Origin of the sequence: Ralstonia soli, from assembly GCF_023955655.1 — a bacterium.
Taxonomy (GTDB): Bacteria; Pseudomonadota; Gammaproteobacteria; order Burkholderiales; family Burkholderiaceae; genus Ralstonia; species Ralstonia soli.
The window spans coordinates 365821-391058 of the sequence record NZ_JAMXHT010000001.1; the positions used below are offsets into that span (position 1 = coordinate 365821).

At 61.9% G+C, this 25238-nt stretch carries 24 protein-coding genes; 18 read left to right on the top strand and 6 right to left on the bottom strand.

All coding sequences use genetic code 11. From position 1 onward, the window contains the following. Positions 1 to 191: 191 nt before the first annotated feature. The 7 genes from dnaN to NG900_RS01670 all read left to right on the top strand — a co-directional run bounded on the left by dnaN (position 192) and on the right by NG900_RS01670 (position 9232). Entirely contained in the window at positions 192 to 1307 is a 1116-nt protein-coding gene (gene dnaN, locus NG900_RS01640) for a DNA polymerase III subunit beta (protein ID WP_104657444.1), read from the top strand. A gap of 149 nt (positions 1308 to 1456) precedes the next feature. Next, positions 1457 to 3985 carry a DNA topoisomerase (ATP-hydrolyzing) subunit B gene (gene gyrB, locus NG900_RS01645; protein WP_252676029.1) on the top strand — a complete coding sequence of 843 codons (2529 nt, stop codon included), beginning with the start codon at positions 1457 to 1459 and terminating at the stop codon, positions 3983 to 3985. A 327-nt stretch (positions 3986 to 4312) separates the two neighbouring features. After that, entirely contained in the window at positions 4313 to 4708 is a 396-nt protein-coding gene (locus NG900_RS01650) for a nucleotide pyrophosphohydrolase (protein WP_252676031.1), read from the top strand. After that, a complete protein-coding gene (locus NG900_RS01655) occupies positions 4683 to 6560 on the top strand; it encodes a DUF2075 domain-containing protein (RefSeq protein ID WP_252676033.1) in 1878 nt (625 codons plus the stop codon). Before NG900_RS01650 ends, NG900_RS01655 begins: the two co-directional genes overlap by 26 nt. A gap of 264 nt (positions 6561 to 6824) precedes the next feature. After that, on the top strand, positions 6825 to 7832 hold the full coding sequence (locus NG900_RS01660) for a hypothetical protein (RefSeq protein ID WP_252676035.1): 1008 nt from the start codon (positions 6825 to 6827) through the stop codon (positions 7830 to 7832). A gap of 1 nt (position 7833) precedes the next feature. Continuing rightward, positions 7834 to 8511, top strand: coding sequence for a hypothetical protein (locus NG900_RS01665; RefSeq protein ID WP_252676036.1), 678 nt, complete (start codon positions 7834 to 7836; stop codon positions 8509 to 8511). 34 nt (positions 8512 to 8545) lie between these two features. Beyond that, on the top strand, positions 8546 to 9232 hold the full coding sequence (locus NG900_RS01670; RefSeq protein ID WP_252676038.1) for a hypothetical protein: 687 nt from the start codon (positions 8546 to 8548) through the stop codon (positions 9230 to 9232). 75 nt (positions 9233 to 9307) lie between these two features. Here NG900_RS01670 and NG900_RS01675 read toward each other — a convergent pair whose 3' ends face one another. Continuing rightward, the gene (locus NG900_RS01675; RefSeq protein ID WP_252676040.1) at positions 9308 to 9778 is read right to left on the bottom strand and encodes a hypothetical protein; all 471 of its coding nucleotides are present in this window, start codon (positions 9776 to 9778) and stop codon (positions 9308 to 9310) included. A 566-nt stretch (positions 9779 to 10344) separates the two neighbouring features. Next, positions 10345 to 11271, bottom strand: coding sequence for an HNH endonuclease (locus NG900_RS01680; RefSeq protein WP_252676042.1), 927 nt, complete (start codon positions 11269 to 11271; stop codon positions 10345 to 10347). 442 nt (positions 11272 to 11713) lie between these two features. Here NG900_RS01680 and NG900_RS01685 point away from each other — a divergent pair, with 442 nt between their 5' ends. The 10 genes from NG900_RS01685 to NG900_RS01730 all read left to right on the top strand — a co-directional run bounded on the left by NG900_RS01685 (position 11714) and on the right by NG900_RS01730 (position 20304). Next, a complete protein-coding gene (locus tag NG900_RS01685; RefSeq protein WP_252676044.1) occupies positions 11714 to 11989 on the top strand; it encodes a hypothetical protein in 276 nt (91 codons plus the stop codon). 381 nt (positions 11990 to 12370) lie between these two features. Beyond that, positions 12371 to 13405, top strand: a complete 1035-nt coding sequence (locus NG900_RS01690; RefSeq protein ID WP_252676046.1) for a hypothetical protein — start codon at positions 12371 to 12373, stop codon at positions 13403 to 13405. Between the two features lie 167 nt (positions 13406 to 13572). Continuing rightward, positions 13573 to 14415, top strand: coding sequence for an acid phosphatase (locus NG900_RS01695; protein ID WP_252676048.1), 843 nt, complete (start codon positions 13573 to 13575; stop codon positions 14413 to 14415). A gap of 316 nt (positions 14416 to 14731) precedes the next feature. Beyond that, positions 14732 to 15520, top strand: coding sequence for a FadR/GntR family transcriptional regulator (locus NG900_RS01700; RefSeq protein WP_252676050.1), 789 nt, complete (start codon positions 14732 to 14734; stop codon positions 15518 to 15520). Next, a complete protein-coding gene (locus NG900_RS01705; RefSeq protein WP_252676052.1) occupies positions 15517 to 16332 on the top strand; it encodes a transporter substrate-binding domain-containing protein in 816 nt (271 codons plus the stop codon). The genes NG900_RS01700 and NG900_RS01705 overlap by 4 nt, the downstream gene beginning before the upstream one ends. Before the next feature lie 83 nt (positions 16333 to 16415). Continuing rightward, entirely contained in the window at positions 16416 to 17147 is a 732-nt protein-coding gene (locus NG900_RS01710; protein ID WP_252676054.1) for an amino acid ABC transporter permease, read from the top strand. Beyond that, entirely contained in the window at positions 17144 to 17797 is a 654-nt protein-coding gene (locus NG900_RS01715; protein ID WP_252676056.1) for an amino acid ABC transporter permease, read from the top strand. Before NG900_RS01710 ends, NG900_RS01715 begins: the two co-directional genes overlap by 4 nt. Further along, on the top strand, positions 17784 to 18521 hold the full coding sequence (locus tag NG900_RS01720; RefSeq protein WP_252676058.1) for an amino acid ABC transporter ATP-binding protein: 738 nt from the start codon (positions 17784 to 17786) through the stop codon (positions 18519 to 18521). Before NG900_RS01715 ends, NG900_RS01720 begins: the two co-directional genes overlap by 14 nt. Before the next feature lie 101 nt (positions 18522 to 18622). After that, complete coding sequence (locus NG900_RS01725) at positions 18623 to 19570, top strand: bestrophin family protein (protein WP_252676060.1); 948 nt, start codon at positions 18623 to 18625, stop codon at positions 19568 to 19570. A 128-nt stretch (positions 19571 to 19698) separates the two neighbouring features. After that, positions 19699 to 20304, top strand: coding sequence for a contractile injection system tape measure protein (locus NG900_RS01730; RefSeq protein WP_252676062.1), 606 nt, complete (start codon positions 19699 to 19701; stop codon positions 20302 to 20304). On the opposite strand, the gene NG900_RS01735 is transcribed toward NG900_RS01730, so the two are convergent. Continuing rightward, the gene (locus tag NG900_RS01735; RefSeq protein ID WP_252676064.1) at positions 20301 to 20972 is read right to left on the bottom strand and encodes an AraC family transcriptional regulator; all 672 of its coding nucleotides are present in this window, start codon (positions 20970 to 20972) and stop codon (positions 20301 to 20303) included. The two genes, NG900_RS01730 and NG900_RS01735, sit on opposite strands and share 4 nt — an antisense overlap. Positions 20973 to 21102: 130 nt before the next feature. Continuing rightward, a complete protein-coding gene (locus NG900_RS01740) occupies positions 21103 to 21801 on the bottom strand; it encodes a Crp/Fnr family transcriptional regulator (RefSeq protein ID WP_252676066.1) in 699 nt (232 codons plus the stop codon). Between the two features lie 209 nt (positions 21802 to 22010). Here NG900_RS01740 and NG900_RS01745 point away from each other — a divergent pair, with 209 nt between their 5' ends. Next, positions 22011 to 23645: an acyl-CoA synthetase gene (locus NG900_RS01745; protein ID WP_252676068.1), complete on the top strand. Its 1635-nt coding sequence runs from the start codon at positions 22011 to 22013 to the stop codon at positions 23643 to 23645. Between the two features lie 60 nt (positions 23646 to 23705). Here the strand turns inward: NG900_RS01745 and NG900_RS01750 are convergent, their stop codons facing one another. Beyond that, on the bottom strand, positions 23706 to 24176 hold the full coding sequence (locus NG900_RS01750) for a carboxymuconolactone decarboxylase family protein (protein ID WP_252676071.1): 471 nt from the start codon (positions 24174 to 24176) through the stop codon (positions 23706 to 23708). Between the two features lie 134 nt (positions 24177 to 24310). Then, positions 24311 to 25210, bottom strand: coding sequence for an RNA polymerase sigma-70 factor (locus NG900_RS01755; RefSeq protein ID WP_252676073.1), 900 nt, complete (start codon positions 25208 to 25210; stop codon positions 24311 to 24313). Positions 25211 to 25238 lie beyond the last annotated feature (28 nt).

Sequence of the window (25238 nt, forward strand, 5' to 3'; positions counted from 1 at the left end):
TCATGCACAATAGCTATATTTGCCGCGCGCGCGACGCTATCCAGCGCCCCCTTCTTTGCGGTATAATTTGTGATTAACCCCTTGATTTACAACGACTTTGGGGTCAATCGCAAATGCTCCTGCAGGCACAGGCCCACATAGGCCATGCTGGGGCGCGCGCGGTGTCACCTCAAACTGCAAGGATCGCCTTCATGCAATTGGTCAAAACCTCGCGAGACAACCTGCTGCGTCCGCTGCAAATCGTGAGCGGCATCGTGGAACGCCGTCACACGCTGCCCATCCTGGCCAATCTGCTGATCACCAAGAAGGGTGAACGGGTTTCCTTCCTGTCCACCGACATCGAAATCCAGATCACCACGCACGCCGATTGCGGCGCCGGCGCCGGCGACATCGCCACCACCGTGGCCGCCCGCAAGCTGGTCGACATCCTGCGCGCGATGCCCGACGGCGAAGTCGCCCTCACGCTCAACGACAAGCGCATGACGGTGCAATCCGGCAAGAGCCGCTTTGCGCTGCAGACGCTGGCCGCCGAAGAGTTCCCGACCGTCGCTGAGGCAACCGATTTCGGTGCCCGCATCACCGTGCCGCAGAAGACGCTCAAGCACCTGCTGGCGATGGTGCATTTCGCGATGGCCCAGCAGGACATCCGCTACTACCTCAACGGCATGCTGCTGGTGGTGGATGGCAAGCAAGTCATGGCCGTCGCTACCGACGGCCACCGCCTGGCTTACTGCGGCGTGGAAACGGGTGAGCAACCGGCAGGCGCCGGCGGCCGCCACGAAGTCATCATCCCGCGCAAGACGATTCTCGAACTGCAACGCCTGCTGGAAGACGTGGATGATCCCGTCTCGGTGCAACTGGCCTCGAACCAGGTCAAGTTCACCTTCGGCAATATCGAGCTGATCTCCAAGCTGGTCGAAGGCAAGTTCCCGGATTTCCAGCGCGTCATCCCGAAGGGTTACCGCAACAGCTTCACGATCGACCGCACGTTCCTGCAAAGCGCACTGCAACGTACGGCCATCCTGACCACCGACAAGTTCAAGGGCGTGCGCTGCATGCTCGACACCAACGTCCTCAAGATCAGCTCCACCAACGCTGACCAGGAAGAAGCGCAGGAAGAACTCGAAATCGACTACCAGGGCGACGCGCTGGATATCGGCTTCAACGTCACCTACCTGCTGGACGTGCTGGCCAACCTCAAGGCCGAAAAGGTGCAGGTGAGCCTGGGCGACTCCAACTCGAGCGCGCTTATCACCCTGCCCGACGACGACACCTTCAAGTACGTCGTCATGCCGATGCGCATTTGACGAGGCTTTTCCCAAAGCCGCTCGAACAAACCATCGAGAGCAAGACGAGGGGCTGGATCGGAACGATCCGCCCCTTCGCCGTTTTTAAGCAACCCCGCTGTGTGCACTGAAGCGACCATTTCCGTGCCCATGGCAGCGAGCAGAACGACATGACCGAAGAGCAGAAACCGCAATCCACCCCCGCCGAGGCCAACAGCTACGACGCCGCCTCGATCCAGATCCTGGAAGGCCTGGAGGCGGTACGCAAGCGGCCGGGCATGTACATCGGCGACACGTCGGATGGCACCGGCCTGCACCACCTCGTGTTCGAGGTGCTCGACAACTCCATCGACGAAGCGCTGGCCGGGCATTGCACCGAGATCCAGGTCACCATCCACACGGACAACTCCATCTCCGTGATCGATAACGGCCGCGGCATCCCGACCGGCATCAAGTTTGACGACAAGCACGAGCCCAAGCGCAGTGCGACCGAAATCGCCATGACCGAGCTGCACGCCGGTGGCAAGTTCAACCAGAACAGCTACAAGGTGTCGGGCGGCCTGCACGGCGTGGGTGTGTCGTGCGTGAACGGCTTGTCGAAGTGGATGAAGGTGACTGTCCGCCAGGGCGGCAAGGTGCACCACATCGAGTTTGCGCAGGGCATTCCACAAAACCGCCTGATCGAAACGGTGCAAGCACCGGACGGCACCATGGTGGAGGTCTCGCCGCTGCACGTGACGGGCACGACCGACAAGCGCGGCACCGAGGTGCACTTCCTGGCCGACGAAACGATCTTCACCAACGTCGAGTACCACTACGAGATCCTCTCCAAGCGCATCCGCGAGCTCTCGTTCCTGAACAACGGCGTGCACATCAAGCTGACCGACCAGCGCACCGGCAAGGAAGAAGACTTCGCCTTCTCGGGCGGCGTGAAGGGCTTTGTTGAGTACATCAACAAGAACAAGACCGTGCTGCACCCGACCATCTTCTTTGCCGCGGGCGAAAAAGACGGCGTGGCCGTGGAAGTGTCGATGCAGTGGAACGACGCCTACAACGAGCAGGTGCTCTGCTTCACCAACAACATCCCGCAGCGCGACGGCGGCACCCACCTCACGGGCCTGCGCGCTGCGATGACACGCGTCATCAACAAGTACATCACCGACAACGAGATCGCCAAAAAAGCCAAGGTCGACACCTCGGGTGACGACATGCGCGAAGGCCTGACCTGCGTGCTGTCGGTGAAGGTGCCGGAGCCAAAGTTCAGCTCGCAGACCAAGGACAAGCTCGTGTCTTCGGAAGTGCGCCTGCCGGTGGAAGAAGTGGTGGCCAAGGCGCTGACCGACTTCCTGCTGGAAACGCCGGTCGATGCCAAGATCATCTGCGGCAAGATCGTCGAAGCTGCCCGCGCGCGTGAAGCCGCCCGCAAGGCCCGCGAGATGACGCGCCGCAAGGGCGTGCTCGACGGCATGGGCCTGCCCGGCAAGCTGGCCGACTGCCAGGAGAAAGACCCGGCGCTGTCTGAACTCTTCATCGTCGAGGGTGACTCCGCAGGCGGCTCTGCCAAGCAGGGGCGCGACCGTAAGTTCCAGGCGATCTTGCCGCTCAAGGGCAAGATCCTGAACGTGGAGCGCGCGCGCTTTGACAAGATGCTCTCCAGCCAGGAAGTGCTCACGCTCATCACCGCCATGGGCACCGGCATTGGCAAGGACGACTACAACCTCGACAAGCTGCGCTACCACCGCATCATCATCATGACCGATGCGGACGTGGACGGCTCGCACATCCGCACGCTGCTGCTCACGTTCTTCTACCGCCAGATGCCCGAGATCATCGAGCGCGGCCACGTGTACATCGCCCAGCCGCCGCTCTACAAGATCAAGCACGGCAAGGAAGAGCGCTACATCAAAGACGACGTCGAGATGGCCGCCTACCTCGTGCGCCAGGCGCTGGACACCGCCGCGCTGGTGCGTGCCGACGGCACCGAGATTGCCGGCGACGCCCTGGCCGAACTCGCCCGCCAGTACCAGCTCAGCCGCGGCGTGATCGAGCGCCTGTCGCGCGTGATTGACGCCGACGCCCTGCGCGCCATTGCCGAAGGCGTGGCCCTGGACCTCAGCAACGAAGCCGCCGCAGAAGCCAGCGCCCGCGCCCTCAAGGCCCGCCTGCTGGAAATGCAAGGCAACGCCAGCAACGCCAACGGCGGCGCCACGGCAGACGCCTTCATGCAATACGACGAGAAGAGCGAGAAGTACCGCGTGATGGTCGTCCGCCGCCAGCACGGCAACCAGCGCCTCAGCCACATCGACGCCGACTTCGTGGCCGGCGCCGACTACGCAGCGCTATCCAGCACCGCCGCGACCTTCCAAGGCCTGATTGGCGAAGGTGCCAAGGTGCGCCGCGGCACCGGCGACAAGATGCGCGAGCAGCCCGTGGCCGACTTCCACGCCGCCATGACGTGGCTGCTGGCCGAAGCCGAGCGCGGCGTGAGCCGCCAGCGCTACAAGGGCCTGGGCGAAATGAACCCCGAGCAGTTGTGGGAAACCACCATGGACGTCACCCAGCGCCGCCTGCTGCGCGTGCAGATTGAAGACGCCATTGCGGCGGACCAGATCTTTACGACGCTGATGGGCGATGACGTGGAACCGCGCCGGAACTTCATTGAGAGCAATGCGTTGGTGGCGCGGAATATTGATGTTTGATTAACACCATCAGCCCCAGACAAAACGCCGGAAGATTAACCTTCCGGCGTTTTTTATTTTGTGACGGCCCTCGCAAACCATTTGCGGTTCTCGTCTTGCCATGTGGCCTCGATGATTTTCTACTAGCCCCTCCGAGGGGCTAATTGCACTCCTAGATTCCTGGCGTCACAATCATCAACAGTCTTCTTCAACAACGGCTTCACGCCCTCTGTCGACGCCTTGTGGGTTCCTGATACTCAAGCATCGCTTGATGTAGGCGGTTTTCGCTAGGGGTCACGCACCAAGGCGCTGGCGGTTGCTCTTAATGCTTTCGGGGAAAGCGTCGAAATGACCAAGCCAACAGACCGAAGTGACCTAGTCGTACTTCGAGATCTTGTCCGCGAATTTGTTCGAGAACGAGATTGGGAGAAGTTCCATACACCGAAGAATCTCGCAACCGCACTCAGCGTTGAGGCGAGCGAGCTACTCGAGCCTTTTCAGTGGCTGGTGTCGGGGGACCGCGCCGAGCTTGGGGACGCTCGGATGACCGCTGTTCGTCACGAGATGGCGGATGTCTTGGTGTATCTGCTCAGTCTTGCCGACAAGCTCGATGTCGATCTCTTCCAAGCCGTTCAGGAAAAGATGGATATCAATCGAGCAAAGTATCCGGCGGAGAAGGTGCGGGGTGACGCGAGAAAGTACTCAGAATACGAAGAAGATGAGACTGTACGCAGACCACTGTAAATCGTTTATCGAGGACTGCGAGCGCAATCAAATCGCTGAGAAGCTTCGCCAGAATTTCAAAGACGTTCGTGGCGCAGAACCAGGGCAGGGTGAGCTGCAATCCTGGCGGAATTCGCTTCGAACCTTGGCGATGATTTTCTCTCGCGCTGGTTTGACTAATCAGGGCGTCATGCTGGAGTTCCAGCTACCCATGACGTCCAAACGGGTCGATTGTTTGCTGTGCGGGTACGGAGCCGATGGTGTCCCGACTGCCGTTGCTATCGAGCTGAAACAGTGGACCGAGACTGAGGAGTCTGCTGGCGATCATGAGGTCACCACATTCCTCGCTGGTTGCAAGCGAGATGTATTGCACCCATCCGTTCAAGTTGCCCGATACGCGATGTTCCTTCGTGACAACCACGAAGCTTGCTATGCGGACTCCAACCCGGTCAGGGTGGCCGCATGCGCCTATCTTCATAACTACATTTCGAGCGAGCACGACGCTGTTCTCGCCGATAAGTTTGCTGAAGCGCGCGCCGAGGCACCGGTGTTCACGGCAGACGATGTGGACGCGTTTGTAGTGTTTGTTCGAAACCTCGTTGGCCACGGTGATGGCCTGGAAGTTCTTCGCCGTGTTGAGGAGAACCGGTTTCGAGCCAGCAAGAAGCTCATGGAGCACGTGGCATCCGCTATTCAGGACCGACCTGAGTACACGCTGCTAGATGAGCAACTTGTCGCTTTCGACACGGTTATGGCTGCAGCTCGGCGCGGCGTGCATGACCGTCGCAAACATGTTGTCATCGTTAAGGGTGGCCCTGGCACAGGCAAGTCGGTGCTCGCAATCAATCTCGTTGGACGTTTGCTAGCCGAGCACTACTCCACGCACTACGTTACGGGCTCCAAGGCTTTCACCGAAACGCTACGCAAGGTTATTGGCCCGCGTGGCCAGGAGCTGTTCACGTATACGAACGGCTACGTAGCCGTTGAGCAAGACTCCGTTTCCGTGCTTGTCACCGACGAAGCTCACCGCATTCGAGATGTGAGCAGTAATCGATTCACCCCTGCCGACAAAAAGTCCGGCTTGAAGCAGGTGGAGGAATTAATTCGGGCCGCCCGAGTGTGCGTGTTTCTGATTGACGATCATCAGGTTGTCCGTCCGGGAGAGATTGGCTCCGCCGCCTATATCAAGGAGTACGCACAGCACTATGAATGTGTTGTCCATGAGGTCGAGCTAGAGGCTCAGTTTCGCTGCAACGGATCAGACTCCTTCATTAACTGGACCAATACTCTGCTCGACATCGAGCCAGGTGAGGCGTTCCATTGGACGCGTGAACATGGCTTCGACTTCCGCGTGGTGCCTTCTCCGGACGAATTGGAAGCGCTTATCAAAGCGAAGGTCTCCGACGGCCACACCGCGCGCTTGGTCGCCGGCTTCTGTTGGCCGTGGTCAGCGCCGAATCAAGACGGGACGCTTGTAGACGATGTCACCCTCGGGTCGTTTCAACGGCCGTGGAATGCGAAGCCTGACGCCGGCAGGCTTGCTAAAGGGATTCCAAAGTCCACTCTTTGGGCGCATCACCCGACAGGCATCAATCAGGTGGGCTGCGTCTATACCGCGCAAGGCTTTGAGTTCGACTATGTCGGCGTCATTTTTGGCGAGGACTTGCGATTTGATGCTGCCAGCAACACCTGGGTGGGTGATAGGACGAAGTCGTTCGACGCAACGGTAAAGAAATCAAAGGGTGATTTCACGCGGCTGGTAAAAAACACATACCGTGTACTGCTGTCGCGCGGCATGAAGGGGTGCTACGTCCATTTCGCTGATGCGGCCACTGCTGGCTATTTTCGGAGGTATCTGGCCACCCAAAAATAGAGCGAGGCCCATACAAAAAATGCGGAAGCGGCAATGAAAGAGATAGTCGCGGAAGTTGCCGTGCTGGAGCGAAGTGGTCAGAGAGGAGCATGTCGCTCGCAATGAGATGCTGGCCCGTATCGCCGGCTTGCGAACGAGCTAATAGTTGCTGTGGTGATTCCCGAAAGGGGCTATTGAAATTGTCGGAATTAACGGTATCGGCCGAAAGACCGAAGTTCCACGGGCGCTTAGTTTGAGGTGGTCAATTGTTACTAGGGAGGGCGAGTGACCAAAAAAAAGATTTTTGTGATCATGCCGTTCGTTTCGGCGAACACACGAGATGAGGCATCTCTCACCAGTTTTTTTAATGATTACATAAAGTACCCCATTGAAACGGCTAGAGGACTGAGTAGCGAGTATTCGGTTTCGAGGTCCGGAAATTCGCTTCTGATACTCGATAATATTATTGAGGATATTGCGGCGGCCGATATCGTAATCTGTGATCTATCGGGGGAGATGGCAAATCCAAACGTGATGTTTGAACTGGGGCTGCGCCTTTCAACTTCGCCGAAGCCCACAATCCTGATTCGCGAAGAATCGGAGAAGAACAAGAAAATATTTGACGTTAGTGGTCTTTATACCTATGGCTACAGTCTTACGGGGACGCGCAACCTCGAACGGTTCCTTCTAGACAAACTCGCCGAGTATGAGACGAACCACGAAGCCTACGAGTCTCCTGTGTTGAAAATTCTGGATCACCGTGCGGCTTTTTGGATGATGTTGCCGGTGAGGAAAGCCTCGGCCTTTCTGGGAGGGATTGCCAGCGCGGCCGAAGCCTCTTTGCGTGCCTTTGCTAGAGCCGTCGCTTTACATGTGCACAAAAAAGGCGGTCACTTGGAGGTTGATGACTCCATGTTGATTTATAAGGCTATCTTGAGTCTTCCCGATAAAATTGTGCTTGAGGATTTTGACTATAAGATATCTTCTATTCCCTCTCTAGATTCTTATTTGTCTTCGGTTTATTTGCTCGGTTTGGTTGAGGACGATGTTGAGAGGAAGTTTCGGGAATACGCTATGGCGTACTCTCTGAGTTTTAGCAAGGGGAATTCTTCTCTATTCGCAGAAACGAAGTTCGGCGAGTTTCTTGGGTATGCGTTTGAAACTCTTATTCTCATGAATCTCTCCAGGGTAATAATTCGAGTCTTGGGGGAGAGGCAAGGTGGTACTGAAAGAGCTGCACTTGTTTCTAAGTTTTTTGATGTGGCCAAAGATAGTCAATTGATTGGGGGGTGATGTGGCGGACTATGTTCGGAAAACGATTCTGTCTCAAGGGTATGCGCATATTAAAGATATATCGCTTACTCCCGAGCAAAAGACGGATTACGAAATTGCATTGCGTGGCTATCAAGAGAGCCGAGCTAAATTAATGATGTCGTCTTCGATCGTTCCTGAGGTGAAGACAAAGGACGGCTCATTGAAAGTTTACGCGACCGTATATGGTGCCTTGAGTGATGCTATAGGTGATATATCGGGCGGCTTTATGATTGCACTAAATAATCTCTATGACTCGTCGAAGATGCTTGCTGATGCGAGTATTGTGGAAGGGTTGTTCCTTTCAAAGGCGCCAAGACGTAGTTTGATGCGTTCTGAGTCTAGAACGGGAGTCATTAAGACGACAAAAGACTTGTTCAGTATGGTCGCCAACGCGTCGCACGTGATTTCTGAGGAGGGGGAGAAGAAAATTAACGCCGTACTTTCTAAAATTGAAAGAAAGGCTAAGTTTTTAAATGATCAACTTACGGATCAGCGCGACAGAGTGTTGGTATGGGAAAACTTCCTTGCTGAATTTGGAAAGTTGCCGAAAACTCCTGCGCGATTGGATGCGATGGCTGATAAATCTATGTTGCAGGCGTACCAATTCAGGATTGACTATTTAAAAAAAGAAATCAAAGGGTTCGCTGGGTCAGCCTGAGTTAGTGTCTCTTTTTTTCTAGGCGATAATTAATATGCCCTCGTCTGCCAATGCTCCCAAACTACTGTCCACTGAATCGCCACTTGCACCTTTGCTGAGCACATTAGAGGACGAGGGCCAGAAGACTTCCAAGCCGTCGCGTCTCCATCAATGGAGTCAGGTGATCGCCTTGTCTAATTTGACTGTGTGCGCGCTGTCACTTGCGGTGTACGTTCAGTGGAAGATCACATCGCTTGTGTGGGTTGTTGGAGGCACTCTAGTGCTTGGGGTGATAGCCGCTGCAATCTTTGTGTTAGTTGGTGTGAAGGCTACTTTGGTGGAAATAAGAAGCTTCGAAAACGCATTCCTGTCCTCAGTGTCCTCACGTCTTGCTGAACGCCGCACTCTAGTTTTCAGTATCGGCACCGGATTCGGTTACCAAGATATTCTTTTTGCACGGGACTATCTGAAGTCCGTGGCGGCGCAACTCCGTTCACGGATCAGTCTTATTGTTGGCGCGATAGATAAAGTCGGCGTACTGCCTTTAGCTGCATCGGCGGCTATTACGCTTCTGAAGCTTAATGAGGGGGGAGCTGTCACCGCTGTATGGGGCGCTGGTACAGTCGTTCTGGCCTATTTTTATATGCTTTCTGTTCACATGCTCGACGCTGCATATACGGTTGAACGCTATATTGTTATTTTGGATCACGCTGCTGCGCACGCTGCGGAGCGCATTAAGTAGCTAGCGCTCCGAACTCGGGGCCGATAAAGGCCGCCTCAAGGGCGGCCTCGTTCAAACCATCAGCAACCAAGTAACCTATTGCGCCGTCTCCTCCACCTTCTTCCTCGGCCCCCGACTAAACCGCACAGACAACGCCGCCCGAGCCGTATCCAACGCCTCGCCCTTACCAGCCACCTTCAGGAAGGCATACCCCTCCAGCGAAGCCGTCATCAAGTCACTACCCAGAGCCATTTGCGAGTCCTGCATTTTTTCGTAGAGCTTTCCAACGCGGAGCAGGCGAGGACGCAGTGCATCAAAGGCGGCGAGGTCGCGTTTGACTTCTGCAAGGTTGTAGTTCACCGCAAGTACGCCCGGGTTGTTGCTCAGCACTTCCACCGCCTTGCGGCAGAACGCTTCGGACTTGTCGCCCATCTTCGTGATCGTGCTGCGTTGTTCGATCGACAGATCAATCAGGCCCGCGAACTTTTCTTCCAAGGTCTTGAGCGCAGCATCCACCGCAGTCAGGTCGGCCGCGCTGAGTTGAAGCGAAATCAGGTTCTGTGACATTGCAATCCTTATCTAGGGGTTGGCAAGATCGCGCCGGCTGGCGCGACCGGACGAGATTGGTTTGCCACGACCCTCATAGCAAGGCTGGACACCACTTTTGACAGAAGCAGGGTCCGCTACGTTTGGCGCGGATCGCTTGCAACGCTCGGATGTTCGAGGTCGGAAAGCGACGCGGAAACAGCCGATCACCCGAGTCAAAGTCCCGAACCCGATCTTTCGGTTTCGGAGTTCAAGTCGTCGAGGGCGGGATGCGGACCTCAAGCCGACGCATTCAAGTGTTTGAGGTCGAAAGTCTGGACCTCAGACCGACGATTTCGACTGTCTGATGACCGAGCTTGAGTTTCGACTTGGCGATGTCGGATGTTCGATGCCGGAGGGCGGCCCTCAACCTACCGACGTGTCGGTCGTCCGAGACCGGAATGCAGGTCGCACAGCGCGGACTCCGGCTGTCAAAGAGCGCAGTGCCGCGGACGAAGTCTCGAAATCGAGTGTTTGAGGTCCGTGCGTGAATCTCAAACCACGACACATCGGTCACTGCTACTCAACTGAGGGCGTATCCGGAGCAACTACAGAGAATCTTCTCCACCGAGCGCCGCTTCCTTGGCCGCAATCCGCCCTCGGAGCTCGTCGTTTCGCTGCCGGCCGTTCACACCGAAGTGAATGAGCCGATGGCACGTGGGGCAGATGGCTCCAACGTACTTCGGGTGGTCCAAACCTCCGTCGGAGACGCGGTTGATGTGGTGAGGTTCGAGATATGGCGAGCCGTCGCTTTTGCGATTGAATGGTGCCGGTTTTTCGCAGAGCTCACAGTGTCCTTGCGCGCGCGCCAGCACGTAGCGTTTCACTTGCGCACTACGCTGGTACGCAATACGGACAGTCTCTTTCGGGTCTGGGATGGGGGCGCCCGGCTGACAAGCCGCAATCGCAGCTTCCCTAAGTTTCGAAAAATCGGCTTGCCCGGCTTCGTCTGTCGTCGCAGAGTCATCGCTCGCGTCCGGCATATCGTCGAGTTCGCGTCGCAGCGTGCTCGACACAGGGATCAGCCGGAACACGATTACGTTGCGCTCCGATCCATTGCGATCTAGGCCTCGCTTTATAGTGTGCGAGTCACATGAGTATTCCCCTTTGTACTCGCAGGGCTTGCCCTTGCCTTTCATTTCAAAGACATGCAGCGCACGCCCGTCTTTTGCGTGTGATGCGACGGCGAGGTTGCCCTTGGTCATCTTCATGTCACCAAGCTGGCCTTCGCCGACATAGCTCAGATAACCAAGCTCATCAAAGGCGTCGTGGTAGCCGTGCTGCGCACCGTTGCCGAAGAATAGGAAGATCGCCGGTGATTGCCGAGATGGCGCAATGCCGCTTTGGGCGCTTCCCCCAAATTTCCCGGTGATCTCTTCTCGGCGGCTGTAGGACCTCCCAACGACGAAGCTGGGAATCTCGGTTGGTAGCGGATCGGCAGCCGGAGCGGCGCCTTCATCAACATCGGGCAGCATGCAATCCCCCCGGATTTGCTGTAAATTTTCGTGCCCATTTTATGCGACCTTGCTAGGCTGCTCGGCCCAGTGCAATCAAGGCAACTCGCATATCCGGTGCCAACAAATGCCCCGGTTTTTGACGCGTCATTTCGTATAATCCCCACCGCTGCCGCACCAACGGCAGCCGGGTCTGGCGACCTGTTCTGGTTGCTCTGGAGAGACAACGCTTCGCGCGTTGGCTCTGCACACCCACGCACGCACTATGGCGGGCCGGGTGGGGAGACCTCCGGGTCTGCCGGCGCTCCAGAGAGCCGGTTCGCCAGCCCCGCCGTCAGGCCCGCCACCCCGTCTGGCGACAGGTTGGTGGGCCTCCAACACTCTCTGGAGGCTTCATGCCAATCGCTTCATACCCATCCCCACCCAAGCAGCAACCCCACCCACGTGGACCAGGGGAGGCCCAATGACCCCCACCCAACGCCGCCTCTACCTAACCGGCGCCCTGGCCGCGCGCGACTATCTCCGGCGCACGCAAGCCGACCTGCGCATCCACCGCGAACTCCGCCCCGACACCCTGCGCTGGGCGCTGGCCCACACCGGCATCCACGCGCCGGAATATCGGGCAGGGTTCCTGGATGGCATCGGCGCCTTCGTATCGATGGTCCTGGAGGGCTGTCAGATCAACCCTGAAACGTGGGAAGTGCTCACCGCCGTAGAGCGGGCTGGCGAAAGCCAATAACCAGATGGACGCTTCCCCGAGACGGGCGGGGATGCCAGCATTTCAAGAACACCGGCGTCCTGAGTGATTTACTGCCTGCCGCTATCGCGCGACCCTCGTTAGCTCTTCCAGCACAACGTCCCGAAACTGGTCGAAGATGATCCAGTTTTTGTAATCGGGGTCCCAATGCCCTCGTCCCCTGCAAATCGGTTCAACGATACTGCGGACAGCCTCGTTATACCGATGAGACACCGCCATATTGTTGATGGGTAAATTTCGTGCGTAGACAGGCACCCCTAGAATCAAAAACATCCACCGCCCATTTCCTTGCAACATATCGACCTCCGTGTGAATGACGGGGTCAGGCTAGGAACGGCTGGGCGCAAAAAATACTCTCCAACCATGAACGAAACAGTGGTGCAGGGAAATTCTGGTTTTGAAATCAACGAGTTAGGCGAGGGTGCGTTTGCTGGACAGATCGCCGCACTAAAAGCCTTTCTAGACTTCCACCAGCAGTTCGATCGCGAGACCAAAGCGCTCGCGGTAGCCCGTGCTCTCGCGCAAGCATCGTTGGAGCGGCTCGAAAAGGGGCGGCCAGTTACCAAGTACAACTCGGCAAATATCGCTGACATGGTGGGGCAAAAGGTTGGGCCGGATGGCGCAACGGGGTGGTTGTCCAAAGTCTGGAAGGCGCTGGAGCAATCTCTTGAAGAGCGGCGAACGGGTATTCAAGACGTAGCACGGCAAGCGGGCGCCACCATCTACGCGTGGCCCAAAAAGGCTCAGGGGGCGGGAGGGGCGGGCAACAGCTCGGAATACAGCATTGAGTTCCTATCGCTCCCCGCAAGCGAGGCCCCGGTCGTAGCTCCTCTTGCGGGGGAGATCACCTACGTTCAAGAGCTAACGTTGAAGCCGGCGTTCTGGGCTCGTCCGCTGTTCAAGAAAGGATTTCCGCTGAAAGGGTGGCGGCGCACAAGCTTCATCGCGTTTGGCGTTGTTGTTCTCCTTGCCGTTGGCGGCACCCTCCTGCTGACTTGGATCGCCCTGAACAACCCGAAGCTGTCGTCCTCGACAAAAGACGTCGCTGTCTGGGTGCTGTTCGCAATGATGATGTCTTGGATCGGCTATTCGATCTTGAAACCGTTCTCCGACTTGGCAGACCTTCGCCTCATCATGGCGCCGGATGTGATGGTCGGCTTCAGCGAGCTCAATGTTCAACTGGAGCTCGCCCGAGAGAGACCAGCCGATGAGGAGCCGTTTCGTGTGCTGCGGCTGGTGCGCTACTCGGCCAAGTGCGCCGTCTGTGGAGAGACCGTGCATTTGGCCGACGGGAAAAGGGAGTTCCCTGGCAGGCTGGTAGGCCGGTGTTCTGAGCAGCCACGGGAGCACGTCTACTCTTTTGACCGGCACACCAGAATCGGCAAGCCCCTCCGCTAGCCATTGCGCAGAGGCTCCCTCGCCCCATGCGCCGGGCGCTATCGCACCGCAGCCGATCCGGTCATCATCTACGCCATTGCCGCTGTTGGGTGCAGGGCGCCAGCAGTTGCCGCCCGCGCGGACGCGGCAATACCGCAAGAACAACAATCAAGATTGGGGACACAACCATGCAAGTACGACTCCGTGATCACGCATTGCCATGGCGCCTCTGTGCCGTGCCGGCCGTGGTGGCCAGCCTGGTGCTGGCCGGCTGCGCGGCAGATGTCGGCAGCCGCCCTGGGCAGGTGCCGGAGATTCGGCCCGGCGTGCTGGCCGGCTATCTGCCCGCCAACGCGCGGCCCGATAGCCTGAAGCTGGTGCCGCCGCCGCCCGCGCCCGATTCCGCCGCGCAGGCGGCCGATGCCGAGATGGCGCGCAAGCAGATGGCGCTGCGTGGCACGGCCCGCTGGCAACTGGCGGCGGCCGATGCGGAGCTGCGCTTCCCGCAGGCGGCGGGGGTGTTCAGTTGTGCGCTGGGCGCGCCCATCTCCGAGCAAGCCACGCCGCGCCTGGTGCTGCTGCTGCGCCGCAGTCTGGTCGATGCGGGGCTCTCCACCTACGGCGCCAAGGATCACTACCAGCGCGCGCGCCCGTTCGTGGTCAACGGCCAGCCCATCTGCACGCCGGAAGACGCCGACAAGCTGCGCAAGGATGGCTCGTATCCGTCCGGGCACAACGCGGCAGGGTGGGCGTGGGCGTTGATCCTGGCGGAGCTGGCGCCGGACCGTGCCGATGCGCTGTTCGCGCGCGGGCTCGCCTTCGGGCAAAGCCGCCTGGTGTGCAACGTGCACTGGCAAAGCGATGCCCTGGCCGGCCGCACGATGGGCGCGGCTGCGGTGGCGCGGCTGCATGCCGATCCGGTCTTCCTGGCGGACATGGCCGCCGCGCGGCAGGAGATTGCTGCCGTGCGCGCACGCGGGTTGCCGCCCTCGCACGATTGCGCTGCAGAGGCGGCCGCGCTGGCGCCGTGAGGCATGGGTGTGGGGCGCCCCCCACACCCAGCACGTCCGCCCGCATCACCACAGCAACACGGCCCCCGTCGCCAGACGCGCGAGGCGCCTACCGCCCGGGTCGCTCCGAGGGTGTTCCACATCGGTGCAGCTACGCACCAACTCCAAGCCACCGACGCCACCATCGGCCCGCACGTGCCTTACGCCAGGGCATAGCCCAGGCAATCAACGCCCCGCCAACCCGCACAAGCACCACGCCATGCTGCATGGCACAAAACTCGCATAAGCCGTGGGCGACCGGTCAGACCACGACCGTGTCTTTCTCCCATTTCGGCCCATGCACAGCATTCCATCCTCCGTTGCGCAAGCACTCCAGCAAGGCATCCTCAGCGGCGCTTACCCCGCCGGCAGCCGTCTGCCGCCGCAGCGTGAGCTGGCAGAAAGTCTGGGTGTGAGCCGCGCGTCGTTGCGCGAGGCGCTCACGGTGCTGGAGACGCTGGGCCTGGTCGACATCCTGCCCAGCCGGGGCGTGGTGGTGCGCGGGCAGATGGGCGCCGAGCGGGCGGGTGCCGAGCGCATGCATCGCCCGTTTGCCACGCCGGCGCTGGGCACGCTGTCGCCGCGTCAGTTGATCGAGCTGCGCCTGGTGCTGGAGCCTGGCTGGACGGCGCTGGCCGCCGCGCGCATGCAGGCCGCCGGCCTGCGCCACCTGCAGTGGTTGCAGCAGCAGTTGGCCCATGCGTTGGCGCGCAATGATTTGCTGAGCGCGGCCGAGGCGGATTTGCACTTCCACATGCTGCTGGCGCAGTTGTCGGGCAACCCGGGCCTGATGGCGATGGCGGGGCAGCTGGAGCATGCCATCGGCCACAGCCTGCGCCTGCCCTTTGCCCGCAATGGCGCCGACGACCACCCCGCGCACGAGCACGACGCCATCGTGCAGGCCGTTGCCGCGGGCGATGCCGCCGCCAGTGCCGATGCCATGCGCGCGCATCTGCTGTCGGCCGCGCGCCGCAGCGGGATCGATCTGAGCGCGCCGCAGTCCTCACTGCATCCGGCGTCCGAGCCCGCCCACCAACCACCGGTTTCCTTTCGTCTCGTCCCTATTTCTGAAGGAGTTCTTGAATGACCCGCACCGCTGCTTTTCTTACCTCGCGTCGCACGTTTATCCATGCCGTCATGGCGGCCAGCGCCGTCGTCGCGTTGCTGCCGGGCCGCCCGGCGCATGCCGACGTGCTGGCCAACATCCAGAAGGCGGGCGTGATCCGCGTGGCGATCCCGAATGACTTTCCGCCGTTCGGCTCGCTCGGGCCGGACCTGAAGCTGCAGGGCTATGACATTGACATGGCCCACCTCGTCGCCAAGGAGCTGGGCGTCAAGGCCGAGCTGGTGCCCGTCACGAGCACCAACCGCATCCCGTTCCTGACCACGGGCAAGGTGGACATCGTCATCTCCAGCCTCGGTAAGAACGCCGAGCGCGCCAAGGTGATCGACTTCACGCAGGCGTATGCGCCGTTCCCCAAGAGCGTGTACGGCCCGAAGGAAGCATCGATCAAGAAACCGGCTGACCTGGCCGGTAAAACGATTGGCGTGACGCGCGGCTCCACGGAAGACCTCGCGCTCACGGCGGTGGCGCCGGCCTCGGCCACCATCAAGCGCTACGAAGACAACAACGCCACCGCGCAGAGCTACCTGATCGGCCAGGTGCAGTTGGTGACGGTGGGCAACATCGTGGCCAACGCGGTGAACGAGCGCACGAAGCTGCGCCAGCTCGACTTGAAGTTCCCGGTGGAAGACACGCCCTGCTACGTGGGCGTGGCCAAGGGCGAACCGGCACTGCTCGACAAGGTGAACGCCGTCATCACCAAGCTCAAGACGGATGGCCGCCTGAACGACTTGTCGCAGCGCTGGATCAAGATGCCGCTGCCCGCCCAACTGTAAGCACGTCAGCACGCCAGGCCTGCACGGGCCCCCGCATGGGATGCGGCGGGGCCGTGCCGTGGCCGGGCACCTGGGATTTCGTTATGGCTTATCAATTCGACTTTGGCGCTGTCTTCAACTACAGCGGCCAGCTGGCGCAGGGTGTGGGCTTTACGCTCGCGCTCACGGCGGCGGGCGCGGTGGCGGGCGGTGCAATCGGCGTGGCCGGGGGCGTGTGCCGCGCCTGGCGCATCGCGCCCTTCAACGGGCTGTTCAAGGTGTATGTGGAGGCCATCCGCAACACGCCGTTCCTCGTGCAGCTGATGTTCGTGTTCTTCGGCTTGCCGTCGCTGGGTTTGCAGATCAACGAGTGGCAGGCCTCCGTGCTGACAGTCGTGGTCAACCTGGGCGCGTACATCACCGAGATCGTGCGCGCGGGCATTCAAGAAACGCCACGCGGCCAGTTGGAAGCGGCCAACGCACTGGCCATGAGCCGCTGGGCGATCTTCCGGCACGTGGTGCTGCGGCCCGCGCTGCAGAAGGTGTGGCCGGCGCTCAGCAGCCAGATCGTGATCGTGATGCTGGGCACGTCGGTCGTCTCGCAGATTGCCGCGCAGGATCTGACGTTTGCCGCCAACTTCATCCAGTCGCGCAACTTCCGCGCGTTTGAAACCTACCTGATCGTCACCGCGCTGTATTTCGTGCTGGCGCTGCTGCTGCGTCAGTTGCTGGCGTGGGTGGGCCAGCGCTTTGTCGTGGTGCGACGCGCAGCGGCCGCACCCGCAGCGGCGGCAGCACGCACCGTTACCACCACGCCCGAGGGGACCACCGCATGATTGCCGATATCCCTCTGCTGCCCATCCTGCTCAAGCTGAGCGAAGGGCTGCTTGCCACGCTGCTGCTGTCGCTCATGGCCTTCGTGCTGGGCGGCACGGCGGGCCTGGTGGTGCTGTTTGCACGTGTGGGGCGCAACGCAGCCCTGCAGCGCGCGAGCAAGGTCTACATCCAGATCTTCCAGAACACGCCGCTGCTCATGCAGATGTTCCTGGTGTTCTTTGGGGCATCCATGGCGGGGTTCGAGATGTCGCCGTGGACGGCCGCTGCCATCGGCCTGACGCTGTACACCAGTGCCTATCTGGCCGAGGTGTGGCGCGGCTGCGTGGAGGCCATCCCCCGTGGGCAGTGGGAGGCGTCTTCCAGCCTGGCGATGGGCTACTTCCAGCAGATGCGCCACGTGGTGCTGCCGCAGGCGGTGCGCCTGTCGATTGCGCCCACCGTGGGGTTTTCCGTGCAGATCGTCAAGGGCACGGCGGTGGCCTCCATCATCGGGTTTGAAGATCTGTCCAAGCTGGGCTCGGTGCTGGCCAATGCCACCTTCCAGCCGTTCCTCATCTATGGGCTGGTGGCGCTGGCGTATTTCGCGCTGTGCTGGCCGCTCTCGCTCTGTGCCTCTCATCTGGAAAAGAAGCTCTATGCCGCTCGTTGATCTGTGCGCCGTACACAAGCATTACGGCAACAACCATGTGCTCAAGGGCGTGGACCTGCGCGTCGAAAGCGGCCAGGTGGTCGCCATCATCGGGCGCAGCGGCTCGGGCAAGAGCACGCTGCTGCGGTCCATCAACGGGCTGGAGTCCATTGACGACGGCCAGATCGTCGTGGACAACGCGGTGCTCCAGGGCTCGCAGGCCACGCCCGCGCAGTTGCGCGCGCTGCGCTTGAACGTGGGCATGGTGTTCCAACAGTTCAACCTGTTTCCGCACCTCACGGCGGGCGAGAACGTGGCGCTGTCGCCCGTGGTGGTCAAGGGCATGAAGAAGGCCGACGCCAATGACCTCGCGCGCCAGATGATGGCCAAGGTGGGCCTGGCCGATAAGTTCGACGCGTACCCCGATCAGCTCAGCGGCGGCCAGCAGCAGCGCGTGGCCATTGCCCGGGCGCTCGCCATGCAGCCCAAGGTGCTGCTGTGCGACGAGATCACCTCCGCGCTGGACCCAGAGCTCGTCAACGAGGTGCTGGCCGTGGTCAAGCAACTCGCGGCCGAGGGCATGACGCTGATCATGGTCACGCACGAGATGCGCTTCGCGCGTGATGTGGGCGATCAGCTTGTGTTCATGCACCAGGGCTTGATCCATGAAAGCGGTCCCGCCAAGGACGTGTTCGCCAACCCCAAGACGGCAGAGCTGGCGGCGTTCATCGGCGCGGTGCAGTAAGGAGGGCTGCAGTAGGGGCGCTGCAGTGGGGCGCTGGCGGGGCCGTGGGCGTCTTGCGATAATCCGCGCAACTCACCTCTTGCGCGTTTCGCGTCGCTCCCATGGTCGTCCGCCCCCATCTGCACTGGTTTCGCATGCTGTTTGCGTGGCGCGGCTCGGTGCTGCCGCAGCTGCTGCGGCGCTTGTTCCTGATCCTGTGCATCTCGTTGGTGGCGTTGGCGGTGCACCTGCACTGGTTGCCGATCACCGTCAGCCTGAGCACGACGCCGTTCTCGCTCATCGGCATTGCGCTGGCGGTGTTCCTGGGCTTTCGGAACAACGCGAGCTACGACCGCTACTGGGAGGCGCGCAAGCTCTGGGGCCAGCTGCTCAACGATGCGCGCTCGCTCACGCGTCAGGCACTCACGTTGCCGCGCGGCGATGGCCCGGGTGGTGTGGCCGATGCCGACGTGCGCGAGTTTGCGCAGGTGCTGGGCGCACTGCCGCATGCCTTGCGCCACCAGTTGCGCCGCACGGATCCGCGTGAAGACCTGGCCGCCCGGCTACCCGCCCCGCTGTTCGAGCGCGTGATGGCCGCACGCTACCGGCCCGCCGCCATCGTGCTGTGGCTGGGCGAATGGGTGCAGCGCAAGCTGCAACGTGACGGGCAGGCCGGCGCGGTCGATGCCTATGCCGCGCTGGCGTTTGACCGCAACCTCAACGAGCTGTCGAACGTGATCGGCGGGTGCGAACGCATTGCCTCCACGCCGCTGCCGTTTACGTATTCGGTGATGATCCAGCGCACGGTGTACTTCTTCTGCGCCGCACTGCCGTTCGGGCTGGTGGAGAGCATCGGCAACTTCACGCCGGTGTTCTCGGTATTCGTGGCGTACACCTTCATGGCGCACGAGGCCATCGCCTCGCAGCTCGAAGACCCGTTCGGCACGGAAGACAACGACCTCGCGCTCAACGCGCTGTCGGTCATGATTGAAGATGCCGTGCGCGACATGATGGGCGAGCCGAGCCTGCCGGTGCAGATCAAGCCCCGGCGGGGGTTCATCTTCGATTGATGGTGGATGGGCCCCCGGGGAGGCCCAGACATGGCAGACGGAGCACAACGCGGTGTGCAAAGCTGGTTGACGGGGGCGGTGGTGCAGGTGCCCCACCGTGCTGATTGGCGGAAGACGTAGGCAGACCTATGACGAGACACAACCCGACGAGACCCAACCGTATCAACCCGATCAAATCTATCGGCCCCGGCATCCTGCACATAGCGGTTCACAACGCGGGGGTGGTCGTGCTCTGGCCGTTTCTGCCGCGCTACTTTGAAACGCTGGGGTTGGTGCGCAGCGGGCAGTTCGTCGATCCGGCGGCCAGCCAGCGCGCGATGTACCTCGTGTATTTCCTGGCAACGGGTGTCTGGGCGCCGCAGGAGCCTGAGTTGGTGCTGGCCAAGTTGATGTGCGGCCTTCCGATCGACACGCCCGTCGTGGATGCTGACGACAACCCCCCGACCGAGCAGGAGCGGGCGCTGTCCAACAGCCTGCTGCATGCCGTGATGCAGTCTTCCGTGTACCTGAAAGACACGTCCGTCGACGCGCTGCGCAAGACGCTCCTGATGCGCGATGGAAGTCTGAGGCTTGACGACGTTGCTCCGGGCGCTGGGTGGGAGCTGTTTGTGCAAAGGACGGTGTCGACTGACCCTCTGATCGATACGCTGCCGTGGTCCCCTGGCGGACCCATGCAGTTCAGTTGGATGCCGCAGCCGCTGCTCGTGAGGTGGGAGACGGGCTCTCGGGGTTAGGCCGTTAGCGCCAACGGCAAGTGCCAGCTTGTCGAGGCCGACTGACCGGCAGGTTCGGTCGCGTGCTGGTTTTCCGCGCTTGTTGCCACCAACTGGCGTAGCTCGACCCCGAACAGGCTCGCGCAGGTCTCGTTCAACACGCGCGCGGTGCGCAGGCCGGCCCGCTTGGCGAGCGCGGCCATCGTTTCGGCCGTGCATTCGGTGTCGGCATCCTGCATGGCCAGTTGGTAGAGCGCCCATGCGGCGCGTTGCTCGCGCACCAGCGCATGCAGGGCTTCCCCTTCCGCAAACAGCCGGGCACGCGCCTGCCGTGCGCAGACCTGCCAGTGCTCGCTCAGCAGCGCCACGTTCCAGGCTTGTGCGGGGTGTTCAAACACGAGACGCGCCAACGCGCGTGACCACGGCTTGTCGTGCTGGATGGCAGCCATGCGCGGGCAACCCGCATCCGGTACGGCCTCAAGCGTGATGCTGCAGGGTTGCCACACGGTGCCCGGCAGCTCGCATCCGAAATGCGCGAAGGCGGGCACGACGAACGGGTCGCCCGGGCGCACCTGGCGCCGGCCGGTGGCATCGCGCAGGCAGGCGACACCCACTTCGGCCTGCACGCGCACCGCAAACGGAAAGCGCAGGCGCGAGAGTCGGACGTGGGCACGGCTGATGAGTGGCATGGAAGGAACGACAGGAAACAGGCAATGCGACAGGCAAACCAACGGCCCGCCACTGTCGCAGGATTCTAGGCCTGCGCGCAACCCTGGCAATGTCGTTCCGGTGACACTCGGGCGAGCGTGTTCCAGCCCGTTACAGCTCCGAGAGACCGAAGAGGCGCAATCCCGGCAGATCGGTCACGCGGATGGTCTGGTAAGACAGCGTGATCAGCCCGGCCTCGGCCAGCCGCCGCAGCGCCTGGTTCACGCGCTGGCGTGACAACCCCGTCAGCAGCCCGATCTCTTCCTGCGAGAGTTCCAGCACCGCGCTCGTGCGCGGGTACAGCGCGGGGTGAAAGAGCTGCGCAATCGCTTGCGCCACGCGCGCATCGGCACTCAGCAGCCGGTCGTTCTGCACGGTGGCAATGAACTGCCCCATGCGCTCGTTGAGCTGGCGGACGACGAAGCTCGCAAAGGGCAGGCTCTGCGCGAGCAGCGTGTTGAACACGGGCTCGGGCACCAGCAGCACGTGCGAGGTGCGGATGGCGATGACGTCGTAGCGGCGGTCTTCGCGCTTGATGACGCTGCCCTCGCCGCACCAGCCGCCTTCGGGCACGCCCGAGAACGTGCAGCCGCGCCCGTCGGCGGTGTACACGGCCAGCTTGATGAGGCCGCTGTCCACGCCGATCCAGTAGCGCGAGGGCTCGCCGCGCCGGGCGATGAAGGCGCCGGGTTCGAACTGCTGGAGCAGGGTCTCGCGCGCGGCCAGCGCCTGGTGCTCGGGCGCCAGCGCGGTAAACCATGCGTGGTGCGGCAACTGCGTGGCGGGCGACAGGGCGTCGGGTGCGGTCATGGCAAAGGCGGGTAGGTGAGGGCGCGTGGGGCTCCGCCTTCGCTTTGTAAGAATCGTGTCAGCCTTTGTCTGGCTTGGGTTTCCGGGTGGTTTGTCATCCGGATGACAGAGTGCGGGAGCTGCCCGATGATAGCGTTGGCCCATCTAAAAGCAACTGCGGCAGCCGTGGCCCCAGCGCCAGTCGTGCCCGCCGCACCGGAGACCCAGCCATGCCCACCGATTTCGATACCGGCCTCGCCCGCAACGCGGCCAACTTCGTTCCCCTCACCCCGATCGAGTTTCTCGCCCGCGCGGCGGATGTGTACGGCGATCGCCTGGCCATCGTGCACGGCCCGGTGCGGCAGAACTGGCGCGATACCTACACGCGCGCCCGGCGCATGGCCAGTGCGCTGGCGCAGGCAGGCGTGGGGCGGGGCGATACGGTGGCCGCGCTGTTGCCGAACACGCCTGCGATGGTGGAGGCGCACTTCGGCGTGCCGATGGCGGGGGCGGTGCTCAACGCGCTCAACATTCGCCTGGATGCCGCCAACCTGGTCTTCATGCTGCGCCATGGCGAGGCGCGCGTGCTGCTGGCCGACACCGAGTTTGCTGACCTGGCACGGCAGATGGCGCTGGAGATTCCGGGCCTGAAGGTGATCGCCGTGCACGACGCACTGGGCCCGCAGGCCGAGCCGTTTGGCGAGACCGATTACGAGTCGTTCCTCGCCTCGGGCGATCCGCACTACGCGTGGCAACTGCCGGCGGATGAGTGGGATGCCATTGCGCTCAACTACACGTCGGGCACCACGGGCGACCCGAAGGGCGTGGTCTACCACCATCGCGGCGCGGCCATCAACGCGGTGTCGAACATCCTGGAGTGGGATCTGCCCAAGCACCCGGTCTACCTGTGGACGTTGCCGATGTTCCACTGCAACGGCTGGTGCTTCCCATGGACGATCGCGGCGCGCGCGGGGGTCAATGTCTGCCTGCGCAAGTTCGAGCCCAAGGTGGTGTTCGACCTGATGCGCGATGAGGGCGTGACGCACTACTGCGCCGCGCCCATCGTGCACACCGCGCTGGTCAACGCGCCGCCGTCGTGGCGCGAGGGGCTGCGCGGGCCCGTGCGCGGCATGGTGGCCGGTGCGCCACCGCCTGCCGCCGTGCTGGCGCAGATGGAGGCGATGGGCTTTGAACTCACGCACGTCTACGGCCTGACCGAGGTGTACGGCCCCGCCGCCGTCTGCGCGGAACAAGACGAATGGCGCACGCTGCCCGAGCACGACCGCGCCACCATGAAGGCGCGCCAGGGCGTGCGCTATCACCTGCAGTCGCAGGTGGCGGTGCTCGACCCGGACACCCTGCAGCCCGTGCCCGCCGATGGCGAGACCATTGGCGAGATCATGTTCCGCGGCAACATCTGCATGAAGGGCTACCTGAAGAACGAGAAGGCCACGCGCGAGGCCTTTGCGGGCGGCTGGTTCCACACCGGCGACCTGGGCGTCTGCATGCCCGACGGCTACATCAAGATCAAGGACCGCAGTAAAGACATCATCATCTCGGGCGGCGAGAACATCTCCAGCGTGGAGGTGGAAGACGCGCTGTATCGCCACCCCGCCGTGCTGGCCGCCGCCGTGGTCGCGCAGCCCGATGCCAAGTGGGGCGAAACGCCGTGCGCGTTCGTGGAGTTGAAGGACGGCGCTACCGCCACGGCGGAAGAGCTGATCGCGCACTGCAAGACGCTGCTCGCCAACTTCAAGGTGCCCAAGGCGGTGTTCTTCGGGCCGCTGCCCAAGACGTCGACGGGCAAGATCCAGAAGTACGAGCTGCGCCGCAAGGTGAAGTCGACGTCGGCGATTGATGTGTGAGGCAGAACAACGCCCCTCGTTGTTGCGAGGGGCGTTGTATTGCGGCAAGCCACGTATGCCTTATGCGGCGGCCGCGTAGGGCGCCTTGGCCGGCACGGGGTTGCGCAGGCTCACGTTCAGCAGGTTCCAGCCGTTGATGGTGACGATCACGAAGCTGAGTTCGGCAATCTCTTCATCGCTGAAGTGCTCGCGCAGCTTGGCAAATTCTTCGTCGCTGGTGTCGCTGTGCGGGATGTTGGTGACCAGCTCCGCCCAGCGCAGCGCGGCGCGTTCGCGCTCGGTAAAGAACGGCGCTTCGCGCCAGCCGGCCACGGCGTTCAGGTGGCGCGGGTCTTCGCCCATCTTCATGAGGTCGCTCCAGTGCATGTCGATGCAGAAGGCGCAGCCGTTGATTTGCGACACGCGCAGCAGGACGAGGTCGACCAGCCGGGCGCCGAGCAGGTCGCGGCGCAGGCCGTTCGACAGGTTCAGCAGGTGGTTGAAGGCCTTCGGGGCGAGTTGGAAATAAGCGATGCGGGGTGCTTGCGACATGTGAGGCTCCTGGGTTTGGGTTGGATACCTGGAGCCGCCGCTGCCTTGTCACGCATGCCTTGCGTCGCTCCATACCCTTAAGACGCCGCACGCGGCCGGGTTGTGACAGCCCGGCCGATCTTTCTTCGGTTTTTTTATGCGCCGGTGCCGATGTGCGCCAGCTTGTCGGGGTTGCGCACCACGTAGATGGCCACGATGCGCCCGTTCTCGATGACGAACGACTGGGCCGATTCCAGCTTGCCGTCCACATAGCGCAGCAGGCCCGGCTCGCCATTGACGCGGGCGTGCTGGTAGCGGACGTCGCCCATGTGCTGGACCAGCTCGCAGTAGATCTTGGTGATCTGGTTGGCATCCTGGATGACGCGCGTGAACGAGGGCACCTTGCCGCCGCCGTCGCCCACCAGGTGCGCGTCGTCGGCCAGCAGCGCGCGGATGGCGTCGCGCTGGCCGGTGCGCGAGGCTTCGGCAAAGCGCTCCAGCAAGTCGCGGTGCGCGTCGGGCGCAACGTCAAAGCGCGGGCGCTCCTGCTGCACGCGGTCGGATGCGCGGTGCACCATCTGCCGGCAGGCGGCTTCACTCTTGCCCAGCAGCGCGGCGATCTCTGCGTAGTCCTGGTCGAACACCTGGCGCATCAGGAAGGCCGCGCGCTCGTCGGGCGACAGACGCTCGAGCACCCACAGCAGCGCCATCGATAGATCGCCGGCCAGCTCCACGGCGGTCTCGGGCGTGGGGGTGCTCGATTCCGGCTCGACCAGCGGTTCGGGCAGCCACCAGCCGACGTAAGCTTCGCGCTCGGCCTTGGCGACGCGCAGCCGGTCGATCGACAGGCGCGTGACGACGGTGACGAGCCAGGCCTCGGCCGATTGCAGCGTGCTCTGATCGGCCTGGTGCCAGCGCATCCAGGCGTCCTGCAGCACGTCTTCGGCATCGGCCCGGCTGCCGAGCATGCGATAGGCAATCGCAAAGAGGCGCGGGCGTGCGGCGGTGAAGGCGGTGTCCTGGTGGTCGGTGCGGATCGGGGTGGGCTCGGTCATGGCGTGGGCAACGCAAACGCGTCTAGGG

Bases quoted from the DNA above. Each gene is read 5' to 3' on its own strand.
- dnaN (WP_104657444.1), top strand. From the start codon at position 192: ATGCAATTGGTCAAAACCTCGCGAGACAACCTGCTGCGTCCGCTGCAA.
- gyrB (WP_252676029.1), top strand. From the start codon at position 1,457: ATGACCGAAGAGCAGAAACCGCAATCCACCCCCGCCGAGGCCAACAGC.
- NG900_RS01650 (WP_252676031.1), top strand. From the start codon at position 4,313: ATGACCAAGCCAACAGACCGAAGTGACCTAGTCGTACTTCGAGATCTT.
- NG900_RS01655 (WP_252676033.1), top strand. From the start codon at position 4,683: ATGAGACTGTACGCAGACCACTGTAAATCGTTTATCGAGGACTGCGAG.
- NG900_RS01670 (WP_252676038.1), top strand. From the start codon at position 8,546: ATGCCCTCGTCTGCCAATGCTCCCAAACTACTGTCCACTGAATCGCCA.
- NG900_RS01675 (WP_252676040.1), bottom strand. From the start codon at position 9,778: ATGTCACAGAACCTGATTTCGCTTCAACTCAGCGCGGCCGACCTGACT.
- NG900_RS01680 (WP_252676042.1), bottom strand. From the start codon at position 11,271: ATGCTGCCCGATGTTGATGAAGGCGCCGCTCCGGCTGCCGATCCGCTA.
- NG900_RS01685 (WP_252676044.1), top strand. From the start codon at position 11,714: ATGACCCCCACCCAACGCCGCCTCTACCTAACCGGCGCCCTGGCCGCG.
- NG900_RS01690 (WP_252676046.1), top strand. From the start codon at position 12,371: ATGAACGAAACAGTGGTGCAGGGAAATTCTGGTTTTGAAATCAACGAG.
- NG900_RS01695 (WP_252676048.1), top strand. From the start codon at position 13,573: ATGCAAGTACGACTCCGTGATCACGCATTGCCATGGCGCCTCTGTGCC.
- NG900_RS01700 (WP_252676050.1), top strand. From the start codon at position 14,732: ATGCACAGCATTCCATCCTCCGTTGCGCAAGCACTCCAGCAAGGCATC.
- NG900_RS01705 (WP_252676052.1), top strand. From the start codon at position 15,517: ATGACCCGCACCGCTGCTTTTCTTACCTCGCGTCGCACGTTTATCCAT.
- NG900_RS01710 (WP_252676054.1), top strand. From the start codon at position 16,416: ATGGCTTATCAATTCGACTTTGGCGCTGTCTTCAACTACAGCGGCCAG.
- NG900_RS01715 (WP_252676056.1), top strand. From the start codon at position 17,144: ATGATTGCCGATATCCCTCTGCTGCCCATCCTGCTCAAGCTGAGCGAA.
- NG900_RS01720 (WP_252676058.1), top strand. From the start codon at position 17,784: ATGCCGCTCGTTGATCTGTGCGCCGTACACAAGCATTACGGCAACAAC.
- NG900_RS01725 (WP_252676060.1), top strand. From the start codon at position 18,623: ATGGTCGTCCGCCCCCATCTGCACTGGTTTCGCATGCTGTTTGCGTGG.
- NG900_RS01730 (WP_252676062.1), top strand. From the start codon at position 19,699: ATGACGAGACACAACCCGACGAGACCCAACCGTATCAACCCGATCAAA.
- NG900_RS01735 (WP_252676064.1), bottom strand. From the start codon at position 20,972: ATGCCACTCATCAGCCGTGCCCACGTCCGACTCTCGCGCCTGCGCTTT.
- NG900_RS01740 (WP_252676066.1), bottom strand. From the start codon at position 21,801: ATGACCGCACCCGACGCCCTGTCGCCCGCCACGCAGTTGCCGCACCAC.
- NG900_RS01745 (WP_252676068.1), top strand. From the start codon at position 22,011: ATGCCCACCGATTTCGATACCGGCCTCGCCCGCAACGCGGCCAACTTC.
- NG900_RS01750 (WP_252676071.1), bottom strand. From the start codon at position 24,176: ATGTCGCAAGCACCCCGCATCGCTTATTTCCAACTCGCCCCGAAGGCC.
- NG900_RS01755 (WP_252676073.1), bottom strand. From the start codon at position 25,210: ATGACCGAGCCCACCCCGATCCGCACCGACCACCAGGACACCGCCTTC.